The following is a 19938-nucleotide window of genomic DNA, read 5'->3' as shown; positions in this document are numbered from 1 at the left end:
TTTCTTATTCTGTGATCGTAACGGTTGCTTGTGCGATCTCTTGGGTACTTAAGTCAGCAAAGCGATGCAATGCATAGATCGTCATCTGGCTGTCTTTCGTCACGCTGTTGGCTTGTTCTTGGTTCAAGTAGGCGGTAAAGGTCCCATCCGCAAAACCGCTCACCCACAGGATCATGCCATCAATTTCTAGTCGACCAAAGTTGATGTCCTCGCCTGTATAGGTCCCCGTAACGATTCGATCCCCCAGCTTGTATGGGTTTGGTGTAATCGTGCCAATAAATTCTTTATCGATAGTGACGACACTGCGGTCCAATTCGGTGTCTATCGGAAGGCCATTAATCATCTCACGATGGTAAGCAACCAATTCGACTGTTTTTGCATCACGAATCAAGTCACGAGTCGTTTGATTGACAAAGTAAGTAAAGGTTTGGTTTGCCGCATTAAAGGTACCACCCCAGGAAATTGAACGCCCATCAACGATCAAGTTGGCGAAATTCACATCACCCGTAAAGGTTCCCGTAATTTCACTCTCTGTCACTTTGAAGGCTGCTGGTTGAATCGAGCCAGCTGCTTTGGCGATTTCAACTGGCTGCAACACCAGCTTATGATCAATCGTTTGTCCATCAACTGTTTCACGATGGTAGGTTTGCAACTCAACTTTTGCTGCTGTTCTGATCTGTTCTCTAAATTGTGCGTGAACAAAGAAGTCAAAGCGACCAGTCTCTTTATTAAATGTGCCACCCCAGTTCCCTACAGACTGTCCATCAATCACCAAGTTGGCAAAATTGATATCGCCCGTAAAGGTTCCCGTAATCGTGGTATCGGTGTAACTGTATTTATCTGGTGTGATCGTCCCTTGAAGCTGGTCAATAACCGTTACTTCTTTGGTTTCTAACACGACGATTGCTTCCGTGTTGCCATTGATTTGGCGATTCAACGCTTGGATCTCAACTTTATCGCCAGCTTTGATTCCAAGATTCGCTACATAAAACGAGAAGGTGCCATCGGCATTGAAAGTACCACCCCATGCATTAGAAGCCGTGCCATTGATCACTAAACGGGCAAAGTTGACATCACCCGTAAAGGTCCCTGTAATCATTGTTTCGCCAACACGGTATTGATCTGGTGTGATCGTACCAGCCAAATCTCTAGTCAATTCAACGGTTGTCCGATCAAGTACCTTGCCATATTGATCCAAGGCTTCGATTTCTACGACATCATCTACAGATTGGATGCGATTGCCGATAAAGAATTCAAACGAACCCTCAGCAAAATTCCCACCACGAACGGATGATCCATTTACATACACACGGGCAGATGCAACATCACCGGTATACGTCCCTCTCAGGAATTGTTCGCCAGAAGAAACATTGTAGGTATCTGGTGTGATCGTGCCTTCGGTGTTTGCTGGATCATTGACAACGATCGTTGAAGCAATATTTGATTGCATTCCATCGATGCTGGCTTGCGCAGTAATCATGGTTCCTGCTGCTTGCGGATCAATCTCTACTGCAAACTTTCCATCACTATCGACAGTGGCATTCTTGGTTTCATCACCAATCGTGATTTCCACCTGTGCATTGGGTTCGGCTGTTCCACTAACAGTCGTGTCTGTGGTTGTCACTTCATTCAACGTTGTTTCGGCGATCGTTGCTCGCTCAACCATGGTTTCTGCGATATTTGATGAAATGCCATTTAAGGTTGCTTGCGCAGTGATTACGGTACCTGCTGGTTGTTTTTCAATCGTTAACGAATAGATGCCATCACTGCCAACACGTCCATTTGCAATCACGGTATCACCAGCTTTGATCGTGATCTCCGCATTTGGCTCTGCGGTTCCCGTCACACTTGTGGAGTCAGTATTTAGCTTAGAAATCGTTGTTTCATCAATTCCTTCTCTAATAACGGTTGTTTCGGCAATATTTGATTCGATATCGCCTAATCTTGCTTGCGCAGTAACCACGGTGCCCGCTTGTTGTTTTTCAATCGTTACGCTATACTTGCCATCACTTCCTACACGTCCACTTGCAAGTTCTGTTTCTCCAACGCGAATGGAAATCGTCGCATTTGGTTCAGCCTCACCGCTTGCTTGTGTCGATTCAGTCGTTAGACCATTTAAAGTGGTGTCGCTAATTTTCTGGTTGGCTAAAATATCTTCTGCTGAACTTAAAAGTCCTAACAATCTTTGCTTCTCTTCACTAGGAAACATTTGATCCTCTAAGTTACTTCTTGTAGATGCAATTATTTGCTGTGTTACACCTTCTTGTAGTTGCTCAAAAGTATCCCCTACAAAAAGATCATAGACACTTTGCCCGAATTGGCGATCATCTTCATAATAGCGATCTTCCATCAAGACGCCGGTAGCTGCCGCATGGATCGGATTACCTGATGGATTAAGATCTCTGATCGTATAAGTATCACCACGTCTCGGTCTCAATTGGTCATTTAAATTTACTTGCCAAATCATATGGGAGCCTGTCGCAGCATTTTTAAATGTCTGAGCCGACTGTCCATTGCTAAATGTAACCCTCGCGCCATAATTTATGAAATGCTTACTGATATCATGATTGAATACAGGTAACCCATTCGCATCTTCCTCTATCCATACGTTAAAAATATAAGCACTACTTCCAGTTGTATTGAGTGTTTCTCTTTTGTTAAGACCCTTCAAAGAATAGATGGGGCTTCCTTGAGTATTCATCTGTAGTACTTGTTCAGATAATGCGTTTGTGTCCGTCATATCCCTAGCTTCTGACTTTTGGGTATCATCTGGTGCTAAATGTTGTTCTTGTGGATCGACTGGTTCATTTTCAGCTTGTTTTGCTGCCTCTGGCTGCTTCTCTTCTAACCCATCCACTAGTTTTTCTATGTTATAATTTTCTTCCAAATCCTCGTGCTCTTGTGCCATCGCTACCACTGGTAATGATGATAAAGTCATTTGGCAAACGAGTAATAAACCTGTTGCTTTCAATTTAAAATTGTTTTTCATTTTATTTTCCCTTCCAACTCAACCTATATATCTTTCTATCGTTGTATTTCTTCATGTTCTCCGGTTAATGATGCTTGTACGAATTCATCCTTCCTCATCAGGTAGTTTGTCATAGAATGACTTCGCATTTTCTTCTGAGCCAATCACCGCTGCTAGAATGGAGAACATTGTCCGATGACTGATCATTAACAAACCTGTGACTTCATCACTAAATTAGTTATTCATAAGTCACCCCTGCTTCTCTATTCTTTCGTACGTTAAAGATTCATTTCACTTTTATCACGCGTCCTTTCTTACTCCCTCAAAAAAAATCTGTCTTAGACCTTATTGGAACAACCTATTCGATAGAAACTCACTAAATATCATAGATGAGCTCTAAAAAAAGATGTTTTTTTGACGAAATTTTATTGTTTTAATCGAGGTTAAATTTAACACGGTTGCTCATCGAGCAATAAATCAAGATTTGCAAACCTGTGTGAATAAATTGATTTTCATTTTCTTTTCAAATAAGGCATTTTGAAAGTTTGTGCAAAAAAAAGCGTTATAAAAAAAGACGATTCCTTATGATTTAAAAAGGATCGTCCATTTTTGTTATTACCTGTAACCACTTGACTCAATACGATGGATACATTGTTTTTGCCTACTCATTCTTAGCATTGTCTGAAACATTTTTATCAACAGTTATCTTCAACAGAATGCCTCTTTTCTATAAAAAATGTCAGAAAAAAGCAAAATAAAAGAAATTATATGTAATTTTACACATCTTCTAAAAAAATTCATTTTTCTTTGGTATACTAAACGTAGATCTGCATATCATTAGATTTACGTTGCCCGTTAGTGAAGTTTCAGGCAACGTTTCTTTATGGGGGATAGATAAAAAATGGAAGAGAAAAAGATTTTTGAGAAGCGGTGGTTATTAGCTACCAGTGAACAACGAGAGAAATACCAAGCCTTGATTGCCTCTTACCCTTCAATCGAATGGACATTCAAAGAAAAAAGCTACCTTTTATGGCTGTGTCAGTTAGACAGTGATACGTTCAAAACCTTTGAAGCGATTTTTGATAAACTAGTAAATGCCAACTAATTATTTTAGCTTAGGCTGTTCTTTCACCAAAATAACCCAGTCTTTTGGTATTCAGGAATAGTGGGCATATTTTCAGATAACTCCCTTTTTTATTAGACAAACGAATAAAAGCCGCACCCGTCGATCGTAACGGTTGCGGCTTTTCTCTTTGATCTATCCACCTATGTCCTCGTCATGCTGTTTTGCAACACGTGTATCAGGTTGTGGGAACGCTTAACGCTTGCCCTAACTGAGGATCGATTTTTTCAATCACTCTTAGCCAATCTTGATGATCGGGGATTGCTTTGAGTAAAAGAGAATCAGTCGCTAAGATGAACTCTGATAAATATTCACTATAATTCGTGACCACAAGATCAATGGCGTTTTCCTTCAAATAATCGCTCGTCAATTCATTGATTTTTGGAAAAAATACCCGATGATCATTGCCGACATAACGCAAGAAGCGCGCACGAATCGTGTGACAGGCATAGAGATCACCTTCTATTATCAATGCGATCCGTCTGACTTTTTGAGCATAAAGCTCCCTGATTGCTTCACTATAAAGGGTCAGTGCGGCACAAATATCTGACAGATACTCCTGTTTGAATCCTAGAATCGCTTGGTGCTGCTTCATAAATGCCAGATTTTTTTGATAAGCAGCAGAACCATGCTTTTGCGCTTCAGTTTTTACTTCTGTTAGCAAGTGATTTAAAACGGGCGCCAGCTGCTCATTGATTTTCTTTGACAGAAAAAAGGCGTGGATCATCGTCTGGACCTGTTGTGGCTTTTGAAAGGAAATACCCCATTCTTGAACAAAGCGCTGACTCAGTTCTTCGAGTTCAGGATACAGCCCAAACGCTGCAACGAATTGCTGCTCTTTTTCAGGTTCGGTCAAAGTCCGTTTCATCACGGTCACTAAATAAAGCCACATCATTTCTTGTTGCGGCAGTCTTACTCGGTATAGCGCTTCGATTTTATGCGCTAAGTCATTCATTACGGCAAATGCCTCATGCGTTTCGACGATCGTTGCCAACGATCGAGGAATCTGAACGGTCTTTCCCAGTTGATAGCGCTTGATGGTAATATACAAACTATAATAAAAATCACTCGGAGAAACCCCTGTATTCACCAACTCAGTAGGAATTTCTGAGAAGGCATCACTGACTAACGCGATCAGTTCTTTGGGGGGCAAGAGCGTATGCGGGGTGACATCTGATTCATAATAAAAATCTTTAAAAAACTTGCGAATATTGGCTTCTGATCCACTCAAATTAACCGGTTGCAAGATCCACTCCAAATGATACTTTCGTAACGTCACAGAAGCGGTATTCAAATAACGACGCATCGTACTTTCCGAAACATACAAGCGCTGCGCCCACTCTTCAACCGAACAGAATTCTCCGTGGAAAATGGCTTCCACGATTTGATACATGCCTTCTTCTGCAACAAGCTCCTTTTTTTGAGACAAGTATCTTTTCGGATTGGTTTCTCTAAAACGATAGCCATTGGCTTCAAGAGTAAATTCCGCTGCCTCCTGCAGATAGGTTTTCAATTCCTTGATGTCAGAGCTGATCGTCCGTTGGGTCACATCAAGTTTGTTGGCTAAATTTGCGATGGAACAAGTCCGTTCTCGCTCAAAGGTATTTAACATTTGAAGCCATCGAACGGTCGTTTTGTTTAGCATAAAATTTAACTGCAATTCTCTCATTTTGCCCTCCGTGTTTCTCCTTCACCGACTGGGTTCTTTTCTATAGTACAATATTTGCGCCTATAAAAAAACCTTCCTATTTCCCAAATTTTCTTAAGTTGGTGTTAGAATATGTACTTAAGTGAACAAACAAGGTATTCTCTATGTAGACTCTTTTGTGCAACTGGAGGAATTTGTATGACAAATATGGTTTATGGATACGCCCGTGTATCCACAAGACAACAGGATCTCTCTCGTCAATTGGATTTACTTGACCGGTATGAATGCAACAAAATTTATACTGAAAAGATCAGTGGTGTACGCGCAAATCGTCCTGAATTAAATAAACTAAAAAAACGAGTGAAAGAAAACGATAAAATCATTATTGAAAGTTTCTCGCGGCTAGGAAGAAGTACCAAAGACCTAATTGATCTCGTCTACTTTTTTGAAAAGAAAGGCGTAAAAGTCATCAGTATCAAAGAAAATTTTGATACACAAACCCCTCAAGGAAAATTGATGATGACTGTTTTCCAAGCCTTTAGCCAATTCGAACGAGATATCATCGTCGAACGGACCAAAGAAGGCTTAGAATCCGCTCGTGCTAGAGGAAATATCGGTGGTCGTCCTCGAGTAGATCCCGCACTGATCCAACACGCATTGAATCTTTATCAAAAGGAAGGAAAAGCCGTTGTGGATATCTGTGCCCAAACAGGCTTAAAGCGCTCAACTTTTTATCGCTACCTTAGTCTGGAGAAGGATGTGGTCATTTCCTAAATACACGTGCTGGCTGAACTTCGTACTCTCGGCTGCTCACTATATAAATAAACAGGACGAACATTGCTGATGTTTGTGATGGCTTAAAGATCGATTTTTTTCTCTCTTATAAGCGATTCATCCAGCTTGTTCGTCCTGTACGTTTTATTCTGCTAGCTCTTCTGTTGATCCTATTGTTGTTTTCTCCATGATTTCTTACGGTACAAGAACACCAGCCCGCCGATTAAGAATAGGATACCTGTCACACTTAGCAAGACACTGCTTGTTTCTCCTGTTTTTGGCAGTTGCTTAGCAGTGGATTGGTTGCTTGCTTTGATCGGTGTTTTCTGCGCTGTTGCTGAGGGTTTGTCTGATTGTTCTGATGGCCGTTTTCCGTTTTTCTCTTGATCGTTTGTTTCTGACGTCTCTGTCTCAGGACGTGTCTTGATCGGTTCTTCTATTATTGGATCAGACGCTTCAGTTTCAGGGATTTCAGTCGCAGGCGACTCACTTTCCGGACGATTTTCTTCTGGTACTTCTGTTGGCGTTTCTTCAGGTGTTTCGTTAGGCGCTTCGCTGACTTTTGCTTGTACAGTAATCACGGCATAGGCAATCACTGCGCCGTAATGGTAGGAAACCGTGTATTGACCGACTATGTTGTTGTTCACTGTGCCGTTGACTTCTACTTCTGAAAAGACTACTTCTTTGCCATCGCGATCGGTGGCAGAATCAATGTTTGTTTCTGGCAGCCATTCATCGCCTTGCTTGATCGTTGAATCGTGAACTTTTAGGGATGTTTGATCCGCTTTGACAATGATAATGGCTTTGCTTTCTACACTATGATAACTGAAAGTGACCACGTATTCGCCTGCTTTTGTTGTATCTGCTTTGCCTGTAACAATGACATCCCCAAATTCAACAGATTTACCATCCCGATCCGTTGCACTATCGAAGTTGTCTCTGGCTGTCCAGTTTTCCCCTGTGTACAACTCGCTTTTGTGGACTTTGACTGTCGTTTGATCCGCTTTGACAGTGATAGTGGCTTTGCTTTCTACGCCATGATAACTGTAAGTGACCTCGTACTTGCCTGCTTTTGTTGTGTCTGCTTTGCCTATAACAATGACATTCCCAAATTCAACAGGTTTACCATCCCGATCTGTTGCGCTGTCAAAGTTGTCTTTGTCTGTCCAGTTTTCTCCTGTGTACAACTCGCTATCGTGGACTTTGACTGTCGTTTGATCGGCTTTGACGGTGATTACGGCTTTGCTTTCTACGCCGTGATAGCTGTAAGTGACCTCGTACTTGCCTGCTTTCGTTGTGTCGACAGTCCCTGTGACAGTGATATCCTCATATTCCACAGCTAAACCATCCCGATCCGTTGCACTATCGAAGTTGTTTTTGGCAGTCCAGTTTTCTCCTGTGTACAACTCGCTATCGTGAACTTTGACTGTCGTTTGATCCGCCTTGACGGTAACAAGGGCTTTGCTTTCTATTCCGTGATAGCTGTAAGAGACCACGTATTCGCCAGCTTTTGTTGTATCTGCTTTGCCTGTAACAATGATATCCCCAAAATCAACAGGTTTACCATCCCGATCCGTTGCGCTGGCGAAGTTGTCTTTTGCTGTCCAGTTTTCTCCTGTGTACAACTCGCTATCGTGGACTTTGACTGTCGTTTGATCCGCCTTGACGGTAACAAGGGCTTTGCTTTCTATTCCGTGATAGCTGTAAGAGACCACGTATTCGCCAGCTTTTGTTGTATCTGCTTTGCCTGTAACAGTGATATCCCCAAAATCAACAGGTTTACCATCCCGATCTGTTGCGCTATCGAAGTTGTCCTTGGCTGTCCAATTTTCCCCTGTGTACAACTCGCTATCGTGAACTTTAACTGTGGTTTGATCCGCTTTGACGGTGATAAGGGCTTTGCTTTCTACGTCATGATAGCTGTAAGTGACCTCGTATTCGCCAGCTTTTCTTGTATCTGCTTTGCCTGTAACAGTGATATCCCCAAATTCAACAGGTTTACCATCCCGATCCGTTGCGCTGTCAAAGTTGCCCTTGGCTTCCCATTGTTCCCCTGTGTACAACTCGCTATCGTGAACTTTAACTGTGGTTTGATCGGCTTTGACGGTAACAAGGGCTTTGCTTTCTACACCATGATAGCTGTAAATGACCTCGTACTTGCCTGCTTGCGTTGTATCGACAGTTCCTGTAACAGTGATATCCCCAAAATCAACAGGTTTACCATCTCGATCCGTTGCACTATCGAAATTATACATAGCTTTCCAGTTTTCCCCTGTGTACAACTCGCTATCGTGAACTTTAATTGTCGTTTGATCGGCTTTAACGGTGATAATGGCTTTGCTTTCTATCCCATCATAACGATACACGACCTCATAGGTCCCCGCTTTATTGGTATCGACGCTTCCGTCAACGCTCACATCGGCAAAAGCAACTGGATGGTTGTCCCGATCGACGGCTTGGTCGAAGTTATCTTCTGGGAACCAATTTTCGCCGACGTACAACGAAGAATCGTGAACAGTAATCGCAGTGAATCGAGGTTTGACGAGGACCGTTGCTTCTTTGCTTACATTGTTTAAGTGGTAGCTGATTGTATAGGTACCAGCTTGACTAGTATCGACTTGCCCAGACACACTGCCGCCCTCAGCGAGGAAATCCTCGTAAGTCAATATTTTTCCTTCTTTTGAGACTGCTTGTTCAAAATTATCCGCCGCTGACCATGTATCCTGTTCATAAATCGTCGTATTTTTCACGGATAGCGCTGTGAAGTCCGTTGGTGCTTTTTGATAGACGTAGGTCACTGTCGCTTCGCCTCGAGGAAAATTCCCTTTGGCATTCGTTGGTAGTTGATTGGTATCAAGAACATACCCTGGAATTTCTGGAATAAACGCACTTGTAGAGACATTATAGGGTTCATTGGTACTATTATGGATGGTTTGAGAAGGATAGATTTCCATCCCAGACTCATCTACATACTTAATGGTCAGATGGCTATTTGTAAAGCGAACATTATATGTCGCCATGAACAAAAGGTTGCCGCTGGCGTCGGTATATTCTAAAACCGCTGTTAGACCGTAATAGTTGATCGTAAAACCTGTGAAGCTTGTCCAAGATATATTTAATTGATTGGTACCAGTCACTTCACTTGTATACCATAGCCCCACCAGCATGTATACCTTATCCGTTTTGTAGACATAAAAATCTTCTGTCAACTGCGGGTCTTGGTATAGTGTTTGGTGTGCGTATTTTTCCGGGATTGGCAAATCCAAAACCAGTGCTTTATACTTGATCGGATCATATTCTACAGTCAGATCGTAGTTGAAACTCTCGATACTCTTCGTTGATTCTGCAGCGAAAGATTGACTATCCCTAGATTCTACATTGGTTTCAGCAGATGGGGCAGTAACTGAAATTTGAGTTTTTTCTGCAGTATCAGCTGCGTTAGATTGATTTGTTTCTGGGTTTGAAGTGGTGATCACCACTTCACTTGCGGTTGTTTCGGAAGATACGACGTCAGCATTTCCTTCTTGGGAATTTGTCTTTTCTCCTGTGTCCATGCTTCCTGTTGAATCTGTCAGCAAAGGAACGGTGGAGTCTATTGATGGTGTTTGCTGCTTTGTTTGTTGTGTTTCTGTTGCCTGAGCGATCGGCCATGTGCTTGGAAAGGTTGTCCCTAAAATCAGCATCCCTACTAAAGCGCTCTTACTTATAATTACGCGTTTTTTCATTTTCATTTTTTCTCCTTTTTCTTTTCCCCAACGTTATTCACACTTATCTTTGTACCAATCAATCCAAGCGTTTTAGGTCTGCAACTGGCAAGGTTGCTTTTTCTAAAAAAGCTGTTTTCAATGACTGCTTCACACTCGATGAAACATGCGGCGCACCATTAACATGAAATCCGCCAATTTTCAAGGGATAAGACTTCTTGATTGGCGCAGAGTATTATATAATTTACTTAAAACGAGCGTAATTTCAATGGATAGGTGGTGACTTCAATGTTAGAAAATTTATCTATCAACTTGCATCGGGACAAAGCATTTTCTCGACAAGTAAAAATCTTACAAGTGCTAAATGCTGCACCGACAGGGTATCATCCACAAGAATTGGCGACATTACTAGGGCTATCTTTGCCTACAGTTACCAAAGAGCTGAGTATTTTAAGTGACAGTTTGCCAAAAGACCTGGTCAAGATCACACTCTCAGAAACGAACATCGTCTCGATCGCTTATGCGCCGAACGCTTCCATCAATTCTGCCATTCAATACCTGGGGATGGAAACGCTGGAGTTTAAAATCATGACGAGTATTATTGATAATAAAAAATACTCTATTCACCGAGCAACGATTGAATTCGGTTATTCTCGCAGTCATCTTTTACGGACGATCAGCTACATGAACAAGTCGTTGCAAACCTATTCTGTAACTATTGCCACGAATCATCTTGACTTTATTGGTACCGAAGCGGACATCCGATTTTGTCTGTTCGTCTTTTTTTCTGCTTATGGCGATAGCACGATTTTAGATAAGGATAGTCCCGCGGATGCCCGCCTGCTGGTCCAAAAAGCCAAGGAAGCCAACAAGAAAGATTTGCATTACAGCCATTACCGACTTGCTCTGTGGCTAAGTATCGCCAAGCGTAGGTGGCGCTATTCTTACTTTTTGACCTTGCCGCCGTCTTTAGAACGCAATCTATTGGAGAAAGAACGCTTCGCTATTTTCTCAGAAATATTAAACGAACATTACTTGAAAAAATACCGAATCATCCACTTGCCGCAACAAGAACTGCTTTGGATCTTTGTCAATGCGCTCCATTGTCTTTCCTATAGTACGATGGACATCAATGGAGAAAGCGATGCGGATTACATTTTTCACCATACAGAAAGACCAGAAATTATTGCAGAAGCGACTGCCTTTTTAGAGAAATCTGGCGTCGCTATTCCACCTGCAGCCGCCCACAAGATCATCGCGTATCTCGTAAATCTTCGCCTGCTGACGATGATTTCTGCCAATTATGAGTTTGCTGATCCGCAGATCAAAGCCTTTGTTGAAACGACATTCAAGACGGATTACCTTGCTTGGAATGAGTGGTTGAAACCTTTCAACGATCAAAGCCGCTTCTTTTCCTTTACTCACTTGGAACATATCGCAGTCACATTGACTTTGTTAAGCGAGTTAGCGCCTAATCCCCAGCTGAAAAAACACCTCAAAGTAGCCTTTGCTTTTCAAGGCGGTGCTGGATTAGATGCTTTCTTAGCCGCATCAACGGAATTATTTAAAAACGACCATACAGAAATCAGTTACTTTTTTGAAGTGGCTCCTGATGAACAAGAATTGATCCATCGGGAAATAGATTTGATCGTCAGCAATTTTGACTTACATCTGAAAAGCAACACCAAATTTCAGCAACTGCGCATTTCCAATGTCCCCACCCTTTCGGACTGGACGATCATCCACAAAACGATTGAACAGCTGATTCAGCCAAGAATCACACCGATTCGTTGATTTAAGGAAACTGGCGGCCTTCTTGAAGGAAGCGCCGTCAGTTTTTTCATTGCGCGGTTTGCTATTTTGGCCCTTTCCTAAGTATCCATTTTTCTTTTCTCTTAGCGTGTCTATTTTTTTCACATCAGAAAAAAATCAGACCTTTTTTTGCAAGATTCCTCTCCTAATAAACGTTTTTCTATTCAAGCACAGCGGAGAAAGCCCCAGTCTTGTTTTTATGTGCTGTTCGTAATCCCTGAAAAGTTGGCCTGCTTCGTGGATTTTTTAATGAAAGACATTTAGCGGCTATTCTTAGCCCCACATGTGGAAATCGTTATTTTAAAAACAAAGAAACATACGGTCAAAACAGACTGCATGTTTTAAATAACTTTTGTATCTATTTTTTTTATTTCCTAGAAAAAAAAGAAATTTTCTCTCCGCTCCTTTTTTGTATAATGGATAAAAAGAGAGGGGAACAAACGTGGATTTTATCAAGGAGCTGCAATCCTTCAAAACAATCGTCGAGGAAGGTACGTTTACTAAAGCTGCCGCCAAACTAAACTATGCCCAGTCGACCGTTACGAACCATATCAAAAAGTTAGAAGACGAATTAGAAGTAGCGTTATTTTTGGAAGGAAAAAGCAATGTATTGACCTTGGAAGGCGAATTGTTGAAACAGGAAGTACCCGAACTGATTGCCCACTGGGAGCAGGTCAAAGAACAGTTGATCAATGCTTCCCATACGGTCGAGTATTCGTTACGGATGGGCATCCTTCAACCCTATGACATTTTGGTTTTGCCTGCACTGCTTCACGATTTTTCGCAGCACTATCCAAAAATAAACTTCGAGATCGTCGTGGGATCAACACTAGAATTAGCCAGTGCACTAAATGAAAACCGAATTGATTTTGCCTTATGCTCACTTCCTCACGAGAAACATTTTGCTTACGAGGAATTGTTTCAAGAAGAGCTTTGCTGCATTACGTCACTCTCAAACCCATTAATCATCAATGAGCTAGCCGACCTTGAAGGGAGCCATCTCTATCGTTCCAAGTCTGACTGTCCAGCTCGCACAAAAATTGAAAGCTATCTTGACAATCAGGTTCCTTCGATCCATTGGGAGTCTGTCAGCAATATCAGTACGATTCCGTACTTGATCGAACGAACTGGATACTGCAGTCTGATCCCTCGTTCCATCATTGAGCAAACTCATGCTCGAGTAAAAATCGTCTCGCTTCCTTTGCCTGATCTCCACATGTCGATCGGCTTATTGTCAAAACATCCACTGATGCTTTCTCCCAGCATCACAAAGAATTTTGTCTTCGAACTAAAAGTGCGCTTACTATCCTTGTTATAAAACGGTTTTAATCTGCATTGATTTTTATGCAATTATGCTTTTGCTAGAAAATGATGTCAATCATTTTGTAAACCTCGTTACAGCGGGAAACAAAAGAGCTGCACCAAGTCTTTACGTTTTAAAGACTTGGTGCAGCAAGGTTTTTGAATTCGCTTACGGTTATAAAGTTACGAAATAGTATCTTTTTTCTCGATTCGATTTTTTGTTATCATTTTACTTTTTTTATGCAACCTGATACGATTATTGATGTAAACCGAAGAAAAATCAGAAAAGGTGTCGTTATTCTTAACATTTCCGATTTTTTCTCCGATTGAAAAAAATAGAAACGTTTTTTCATTATTTACAAAGTATACTCAATTTTGAAGCGACGGGTTCTCAAGAAACTGAGGCATGTACCCCGCAGGGCAAAGTCTTTGGGTAGTTATTGCTCAAGGAAGCTGTTTTTGCAATTGTCAGAAAAAATAGACGATGAGAAAAGGAGGAAAAACCATGTTTATCATTGAAGCGATCTTCAGCTTTCTAAGAGACGCATTAGGTGTGATCCTAGCTATTCTCTTAGGGACGCTTTGCTTGTCGATGGTGGTCAATTTGATCGTTATCGTTGTAAAAAACACCTATTCAAAATTTAAAAAGAATTATTAACGAATCGCTATCTTCTAATAGATAGCTTTTTTAAATAGTTTTTTCAACTTCTCAGGTCTCTTTTTTGCCTTTGTAATATCTTTTTTCAAACTCAATCCAAGACTTGCTGAATTCATGGTTAGAAAAGGCACTTTTCAAACCTGAACGCTGCTTAAAGCGAAAGACCTCTTCGCGGTCCATCCCCAATTCCTTGGCAATTCGTTCATCCGACCACTCGTTAGCCACCAACTGCTGCACGATGTTTCCCATCTTCTCGATGCCATGGGTACCACGTGCTCGATTGTGGCGAATCGTTGAAGCAATGCGATTCTCAAATGGCTTATCGATCACCGTGACCGGAACACTTGGCAATTCCAAGCGGTCTTTTGCTACGATGTACCGATGAAACCCATCGATCAAAATATACTTGTCTTGCTCCTTATCATGGTAACAAACCAATGGCTGCGTAAAGCCATCTTCTCGAATCGACAGTTCCAGTAAATCCATTTCTGGAGCAGCCACGGTGTTGGGGTTATACGTATTCGCGTGAATCTTGCTGACTGGGATCAGCTTCGCCGCTAACACTGGAAAATCGATATCGCTCATGAGGTACTACACTCCTTTTTAGAAATGAATAATTTTTTGTTTGTCGATAGACCGCAAACCCTTTTGACTCCAAAAGGGCAATTTCACTAGGCTGGTTACTAGAAGCGAGAATCTCTGCTTCTGGGTATTTGCGGCTGATATCCACCAGCATTTTCCGTAAAAGAAACTTTTTAAATTGAGCGGCTGGATCTTTTTCATAAAATTCCCCTAGCTCCACTTTGTTGGCGCCTTTTTCATAATAAGAAAAAGCAGTCACCCGTTTTTCGTCATCAAGAATCACGTACCAGTAGCAGTTCTCATCATTGACTAAGTACGGAAATTGCTGCTGATACACCCGTTCCGCAAAAAAAGCCCCCATCAATTGATAGAATTGGCTTTTCTTATACGGTGGAAAAAATAAAACCAATCGTTCGTTCACAAAACCCTTCCTCTCTAAGGACGCACTCGTCCATCGTTAGGTGATTTTTTTCGTTAAATACTCGTATTTGGCATTCAATTTTTTTAACTGATACTTGGGTAAATGCTCGATCCCCAAAGCCGCCCCAAAATCGACCGCCAACTCATACAATTCAGACTCATCTTTTTTCGTCAAACTATATTGTCGCGTACTCAAAGAAAAATCATTTTTTTCTAACGCACGAGCGATCCCTTTCCAGTCATGCCAGAGTACTTCGTTTTTCAGCCAGTCCTTACGTTTGGTCACATCGGGTATATTTTCCACTTCGATCCCGTGCTTTTCTCGATAATGATCAATCAAAATCGTGATTTTGCGGTAATAATGATCCTGCAATTTCTTTGAATAAAGTCCAATTGATTCCAGTAAAAAGACCGCATACTCTTGCCAAGTCATATGACTGGGCTTTCTCGTATTGTAATGCGCCAATAATCCCGTCTGGGCATACAATCGACCAAAATTGGCTCCTGACACACGATTGACGACGCGTTCCCACGTTTCCGGTTCCACCAAAGCATATTGGTACAAGCCTTTACGTTGCTGCATACCGTAAGGCTGACAGATCCGCATTTGATGGATCGGAACGCCATGATCATACAACTTTTCATAAAAGCCATTGATCGGCCAGTCAAAATGGGCATAGGCTCCCCACACATCTTCGGTCTTCCAATCATAGATTGGGTAAAAATTAACGACCATTGAATCTGCTACTTGCCGTTTGATCCAGCATTGCTTCCGAAAGTTATACTTTGGCGATGTGATCGATCGATACCGATACAGACTTTCCTGGGTTCGTATCCCCACACCACAAGCAACAGGCTCAAACTGATGATAGCTTGCGTACCAATGAGCAAAGTTTCGTAAGAACTTATCAGGGTTCATATTTGCACTCTGATAGATTTCCATCAATGATTCATCCAAATCAGCAAGTGAAATCGCATCTTTTGGCATCGGCTGTACCCACTTCTCACGTTCTTGTTCATCCCACATCAACCATTGTGGCTGAAAGACGCTGGTATTGTTGTCCTCGTAAAAGGGCAAACAGAAGTGGAAGGTTTGATTGATACTTGGTAACGCTTTGATTTTTTCCATGAACGTTCTCGTAGCGTCATAATTTGCTTCGATATCTAAAATCAGCAGATCAAAAGTTTTCTTTTTTTTCTGTGCGACTTGGTCAGCCAATTGGATCATGGCCCCGCTATCTTTTCCACCACTGAAAGAGAAATACACATGGGGAAACGTATCAAAAATATATTCCAGACGCGTCATCGCCGCTTCTAGCACATTATCCTTACAATATTTCTTCATAAAAGCTCATGTCCTCATTTTATTTGTCCTTTTTTTGAATAAGTATTACATTCTAGTATAAAGTTTCACTTAGCTTCTTACAAGGACTTAAGGGAGATTTCCCTGTTATTTCATACAGCGACATGTTGAAATACGCGCGCTCAGTATCGAATAATGAGTCAACTACAGGCTAAAAAAACAGAGATATCAATTTTTTCAACGTCATAATCGATGCTTGCTACTGATACATCTGCTCGTTTTTGAATCACAAAAAGATAGCCTGTTTTTTCTATGATTTAGCTAATAGAAAGCAATACCATCAACCTGATTATCCGTTCATTCATCACATGTACTTAATTTTCCATAACAGTGAAATTTCTTTGCTGAGGTCTTTGAGCTTCATAGCCTTTTGGATATTCTCAGACATCTTCTTGTAATTACTGATTTTTTCTTCTTTGGGCAGCAGTACATATTCTCGCTTGATTGCTTCAAACTTGTCTTCATGATCGATCACCAGAAGGTGCGTGATCAAATCGTGGGCGATCCACCGATGATAGGAATTTTTGTGGGTATTCAATGCCCAGATCCGTTCCCACTCATCATAAATCAGCTCAGGGTTTTTAATGGCTACTTCTTTAATGATCAAATAACTATTAAAATACTCATTGATATGATTTTGACCATCAACGACATTCTCCACTAGCTTCTCCCTTACCTTTCGATCATCGATCGCCGTTTGCACAAACGGTTGGGGATCAAAGGATGTCGTCTGAAAATGACGCGCGATTTCTTGGTAATCCATGCTTTCACCTTCTTTAAAAATTATAAGATTATTTTTCCTGTTTAAACCTATATATGTATTTTAACAGAATTCAAGTACGAAAAAGACTACCTAAATGCTTCTTCCCCTCTTTCTGGTATTCATCCTATTCTTCATGTGAAAAATAAAAACGATCAGAAGCATTCTCTGATCGTTTTTACTTTATTACGTTTCATCGTTCTGAATTAGCTTGGAGCAATCGTCAAAACGTATTGATCTCCCTGCTCACAACAATCTTTTTGGTGAACTTGAACTTGTGCGCCAAATATCACTTTTATGGCTTTAGGTACTTTAAGCTGACAAGTGACAATCTTCTCGGATTTTTGCCAAGAAGTGGTGATCATTCCATGTATGGATCGATAGCTTCCCTTAACAAAATGCAAATCCTCTGGCACATAAGGCGAGAAGAACAAGCAGTCAGTACCTTCACTGTCCTCTGTTACTTTCAGTCCTAGTAGATTTGTGACAAACCAGCTGCCATAGGATGAGAACATTGCATGGTTCAGCGAAGAACCTGGCATCGCTTCAAAGTATTCGCTCAATACACCCCTGTTTTGCTGAATCATATTGAAAAAGCTCGGGTGTTTTTTTCTAGTTAACCAACGATAAATCAACTGTGGTTGATCTGAAAAAATTTCATATGACCATGCCATGCCAAAAATACCGCAAGTAATAAGCGAATCCGTTGCTTGAATCTGAGCCGCCAAACGTTCGATAAATACAACTTCATCTTCTACTAAACCAGCTTTTAATGCAAAGATGGACGACGAGTGGCTGCCACTTTGAAAAGTACCATCAGGATTTTTGAACTCCTCATTGATCTGCGCCTCCGATTGAGCGATTCTTTCATTCAGCTGTTCATTTTGTTCAGATGATAAGGCTAATTTAGTCGACAATAATCGATACTTCTTCAATAAAATCAAGTACATTGCAGCAGAACAAAATTCTCGATCAGGTGGTGTTTCTTTTCCGTTAATTATCTTTGTCTCTAAAGCACCCCAATCGCCAAGGCAGCATTGCTTGATATAGTCATAACTAAAGCTTAGCAAATAATTCAAGTGCTGTTTCAACCCATCTCGAATAGGCTTTGTTAAGAAGTGAGTCCCATAATATTTGATCAATTTGATCGCTATTTCTGGTAAGACCAACTGCCATCCCAAAGACCCAGCTTTATCACTTGGTCCATAGGTCTGAATCCCCATATAAGGTGCTGTTTGCGTGATCCCACCGATTATCGTCTGGTCGTAGAGAAAATCAGCCAATACTTTTCTCAGCAGATTTTCGGAATCAAATAACGTAAGCTGTGACTCCAACAAAGCTGCGATATCCCCACCATAACCTAAACGTTCCCGCGCACAATCTTCATAATAGGAGTGGATATTGTTTTTTTTCGTCTGAACATGTGCCTCAAAAAGCTGATTCAATGATTCATCTGAAGAATCGAATGTTGTGATTTGACTCATTTCTGTATAAGTCGGAAATGCTTCGATTTTCTCGATCTCGAAAGAAGCACCTCTTTTTTCATAGATGGAAACATAACGAAAAGAATGATACGTAAACTGATTCTCGAAAATAGTCACACCTACACCTGTCGTAAATTGATCCTTTTGAATCACAGGATCTTCCGCAGCAATCTTCATCTCAGGATCATCTACCCCATACGTACTGGTTGTCGTTGTAGAATAGTCCAATTCATTCGATTCGGTTATTTTTTCGGCATATTCGATACAAATCTGCTGGTTATCTGCCATAACAGCCAATCTGATTTGACCCGAAATGATCCGACCGAAATCGATCAAGTAATGATTGTCCTGTTTAATGATCGATTTGGGTGTAAGTCCAGATTCTCGTTTGATTTTCTCAATAAAACTAGGAGTGAGTATTCCACCGGGACCAGGTATTTCAACTGTCGTCAAGTCAACTTTTCGGCATTCGTGTGCAGCCATGAAGCGACCGCTAAAATCTCTTATTTCCCCTATATAAAGATTATCAAACACGAGATTTTTCGCCGATGCTTGCCAACTGCTATCAGAGCATAAGCACTCAGTAATCGTTCCATTTTGATATTGACTTACTTGGCAAATCATCATCGGTTTGCCGACTGCTAGACGATGACGCATATTGTATTTCCCTAAAAGTTTCAATGGGGCTGCTGTATACCAACCATTTCCTAAAAACACTTGAATCAGATTTTGACCCTGATGTAAAAAATCGTTGATTTTATACGTGTCGTAATATACACAAGCCGAATAATTGGTTACATCAGAATTTAAAAAATAATCATTGATTTTCTTGTTATTAATATAAACGTCATAATACCCAAGCCCTGCGATATCTAAAAAGGTATCTGCCTGTTTATTCTTGATCACCAGTTGTCTTTCAAAACAGATATTGCCTCGTGGACGATAAAAGGTCTGTTCTTTTTCAATCGGATCATCTAAGCGTGTGATCCAAGAAGCCGTTTCTAATTGTCCATTAGCTGAATAAAACACTGTCGCCGCTCTTACTATTGACTCAGCGGTCTCTTCTGACAAATCCAAAAGCTGAACAACAAATCTTTTCCGTTTTTTACCACATATGGACAATTTTAAGTATCGAAACACTTCGTCACTACCTACGGCTGATCGATATATCTGTTTGTTTTCGTGATAGATGATCAGTTCTGCGTTTTGTAAGTCGATATCAAGTGCTGCCCAATCAATTTTAATCGGCTGTTCAAGATCCACCGACCAGTTATTTTCTTTGCCGTTGACACGCATTGTTTCCATAGAACCTTCCCTCTCTTACTGCTGACATTCACTAG

General features: G+C 41.1%; 14 protein-coding genes. 5 read left to right on the top strand and 9 right to left on the bottom strand.

Going from position 1 to position 19938, the window contains the following annotated elements:
• Positions 1–4: 4 nt before the first annotated feature.
• On the bottom strand, positions 5–2989 hold the full coding sequence (locus IGK61_RS02850) for an immunoglobulin-like domain-containing protein (protein ID WP_438844672.1): 2985 nt from the start codon (positions 2987–2989) through the stop codon (positions 5–7).
• A gap of 880 nt (positions 2990–3869) precedes the next feature.
• Here IGK61_RS02850 and IGK61_RS02845 point away from each other — a divergent pair.
• Positions 3870–4073 carry a hypothetical protein gene (locus IGK61_RS02845; protein ID WP_081116967.1) on the top strand — a complete coding sequence of 68 codons (204 nt, stop codon included), beginning with the start codon at positions 3870–3872 and terminating at the stop codon, positions 4071–4073.
• Between the two features lie 196 nt (positions 4074–4269).
• On the opposite strand, the gene IGK61_RS02840 is transcribed toward IGK61_RS02845, so the two are convergent.
• Complete coding sequence (locus IGK61_RS02840) at positions 4270–5760, bottom strand: helix-turn-helix domain-containing protein (RefSeq protein WP_438844671.1); 1491 nt, start codon at positions 5758–5760, stop codon at positions 4270–4272.
• A 177-nt stretch (positions 5761–5937) separates the two neighbouring features.
• On the opposite strand from IGK61_RS02840, the gene IGK61_RS02835 reads away from it, so the two are divergent.
• Positions 5938–6513, top strand: coding sequence for a recombinase family protein (locus IGK61_RS02835; protein WP_438844670.1), 576 nt, complete (start codon positions 5938–5940; stop codon positions 6511–6513).
• 170 nt (positions 6514–6683) lie between these two features.
• Here the strand turns inward: IGK61_RS02835 and IGK61_RS02830 are convergent, their stop codons facing one another.
• Entirely contained in the window at positions 6684–10238 is a 3555-nt protein-coding gene (locus IGK61_RS02830; protein WP_438844669.1) for a bacterial Ig-like domain-containing protein, read from the bottom strand.
• Positions 10239–10296: 58 nt separating this feature from the next.
• Positions 10297–10422: a hypothetical protein gene (locus IGK61_RS02825; protein ID WP_276526194.1), complete on the bottom strand. Its 126-nt coding sequence runs from the start codon at positions 10420–10422 to the stop codon at positions 10297–10299.
• Between the two features lie 83 nt (positions 10423–10505).
• Between IGK61_RS02825 and IGK61_RS02820 the strand changes: the two genes are divergently transcribed.
• The 3 genes from IGK61_RS02820 (at position 10506) to IGK61_RS02810 (ending at position 13989) form a co-directional block, all read left to right on the top strand.
• Positions 10506–12011, top strand: a complete 1506-nt coding sequence (locus tag IGK61_RS02820; RefSeq protein WP_074536571.1) for a helix-turn-helix domain-containing protein — start codon at positions 10506–10508, stop codon at positions 12009–12011.
• Positions 12012–12471: 460 nt separating this feature from the next.
• Positions 12472–13347, top strand: coding sequence for a LysR family transcriptional regulator (locus IGK61_RS02815; RefSeq protein ID WP_074536572.1), 876 nt, complete (start codon positions 12472–12474; stop codon positions 13345–13347).
• Between the two features lie 489 nt (positions 13348–13836).
• Positions 13837–13989: a hypothetical protein gene (locus tag IGK61_RS02810; protein ID WP_010748814.1), complete on the top strand. Its 153-nt coding sequence runs from the start codon at positions 13837–13839 to the stop codon at positions 13987–13989.
• Between the two features lie 51 nt (positions 13990–14040).
• Here the strand turns inward: IGK61_RS02810 and IGK61_RS02805 are convergent, their stop codons facing one another.
• The 5 genes from IGK61_RS02805 to IGK61_RS02785 all read right to left on the bottom strand — a co-directional run bounded on the left by IGK61_RS02805 (position 14041) and on the right by IGK61_RS02785 (position 19903).
• A complete protein-coding gene (locus tag IGK61_RS02805) occupies positions 14041–14574 on the bottom strand; it encodes an IbrB-like domain-containing protein (protein ID WP_005227576.1) in 534 nt (177 codons plus the stop codon).
• Complete coding sequence (locus IGK61_RS02800; RefSeq protein WP_074536573.1) at positions 14501–14992, bottom strand: hypothetical protein; 492 nt, start codon at positions 14990–14992, stop codon at positions 14501–14503. The genes IGK61_RS02805 and IGK61_RS02800 overlap by 74 nt, the downstream gene beginning before the upstream one ends.
• A 36-nt stretch (positions 14993–15028) precedes the next feature.
• On the bottom strand, positions 15029–16336 hold the full coding sequence (locus IGK61_RS02795; RefSeq protein ID WP_074536574.1) for a DUF3440 domain-containing protein: 1308 nt from the start codon (positions 16334–16336) through the stop codon (positions 15029–15031).
• Positions 16337–16658: 322 nt separating this feature from the next.
• Positions 16659–17117, bottom strand: a complete 459-nt coding sequence (locus IGK61_RS02790; RefSeq protein WP_074536575.1) for a hypothetical protein — start codon at positions 17115–17117, stop codon at positions 16659–16661.
• 203 nt (positions 17118–17320) lie between these two features.
• On the bottom strand, positions 17321–19903 hold the full coding sequence (locus IGK61_RS02785; RefSeq protein WP_074536576.1) for a family 78 glycoside hydrolase catalytic domain: 2583 nt from the start codon (positions 19901–19903) through the stop codon (positions 17321–17323).
• Between the last annotated feature and the right edge of the window lie 35 nt (positions 19904–19938).

The organism is Enterococcus sp. AZ063 (genome assembly GCF_051715045.1).
Classification (GTDB): domain Bacteria; phylum Bacillota; class Bacilli; order Lactobacillales; family Enterococcaceae; genus Enterococcus_D; species Enterococcus_D casseliflavus.
Note: the sequence above shows the minus strand (reverse complement) of the source record. Positions and strands in the feature narration are given on the sequence as shown.